Origin of the sequence: Rhodococcus sp. NPDC056506, assembly GCF_042794945.1 — a bacterium.
GTDB lineage: Bacteria > Actinomycetota > Actinomycetes > Mycobacteriales > Mycobacteriaceae > Rhodococcus_F.
In genome coordinates, this window is sequence record NZ_JBHTSW010000096.1 from 1 (window position 1) to 1,360 (window position 1,360).

The 1,360-nt window shown below is 60.4% G+C and carries 1 protein-coding gene; it reads right to left on the reverse strand.

Annotated features, from left to right (window positions below; translation table 11 throughout):
- On the reverse strand, positions 1-1,360 hold a 1,360-nt coding region (locus ACFQ6H_RS29780; RefSeq protein ID WP_378650437.1), incomplete at both ends, for a condensation domain-containing protein.

Below are 1,360 nucleotides of genomic sequence, written 5' to 3' on the forward strand. Positions count from 1 at the left end.
GACCCTGCATCCACGCCATCTGATTGACGATCGCCTCATGCGAAACCGCCACACCCTTCGGCTTCCCCGTCGACCCCGACGTGAAAATCACATACGCAGCATTCGAACCCCGAAGCGGCGCAACACGATCCACATCCAACACCGGCGCATCCGAGAACCCGGACACATCCAACTCGTCAATCAACACCACATCGAACTCACCCGGCAACACCACACCGTCACCAGCAGTGGACAACACACACACCGGCGCCGCAGTACCGAGAATATGACCATTGCGCTCGACCGGATGATCCGGATCCAACGGCACATACGCCCCACCCGCAGCAACCACCGCATACATACCCACAACAAGATCAACCGACCGACGCATCGCCAACGCCACCAACGACTCCGGCCCCACACCCACCGAAACCAAATACCGCGCAAGGCGATTCACCCGAGACCCGAACTCCGCATACGACAGCGAAACACCCTCGAACGAGAGCGCCACCGCATCCGGAGACGCCGCCACCTGCGCAACAAACCCGTCGAGCAACAAAGCACCAACAGTCAACTCGTGAACAGTGTCATTGACCGCCACCAACACCTGCGAACGCTCGTGCTCACCGAGCAACTCCACATCCCCGACAACCGAATCAGGCTCCGCCACCATCGCTTCCAGAACCCGAACCAACCGCTCCGCAAACCCAGCCACCGTCGACTCGTCGAACAAATCCGTCGCATACGTCAACGACATCGGCATCCCCACACCGACGCCGTCCTCCTCCAACGGTGACACCGTCAACTGCAGATCGAACTTCGCGATCTCCACACCCGCGTCGAAACCGGCAATCGACAGCCCCGGCAATTCCAAGACACTCTGCGCCATGTTCTGGAAGAACAACGCAACCTGGAACAACGGATGATGAGCCTGCGACCGCGCCGGATCAAGCACCTCCACCAACCGCTCGAACGGAACATCCGCATGCGCAAACGCCTGAAGATCAGCCTCCCGCACACCCGCGAGCAGATCGACGAAACTCCCCGAAGAATCCACCTCCGTCCGCAACACCAACGTATTGACGAACATCCCGATCAAATCATCAAGCTCCGGCTCGCCCCGCCCAGCGATCGGCGAGCCCACCACAACATCATCACTACCACTGAGCCGCGCCAACACCACCGCCAACGCCGCATGCACCACCATGAACAACGACACACCACGATCAAGCGCCAACTGCTCGAGCGCCCGATGCAACCGCGCATCTACCGAGAACTGGTAACCGGCACCACGATTGGACGCAACCAACGGCCGCGAACGATCCGCCGGCAACTCGATCCGCTCCGGCAACCCCTCCAACACCGACGTCCAATACCCCAA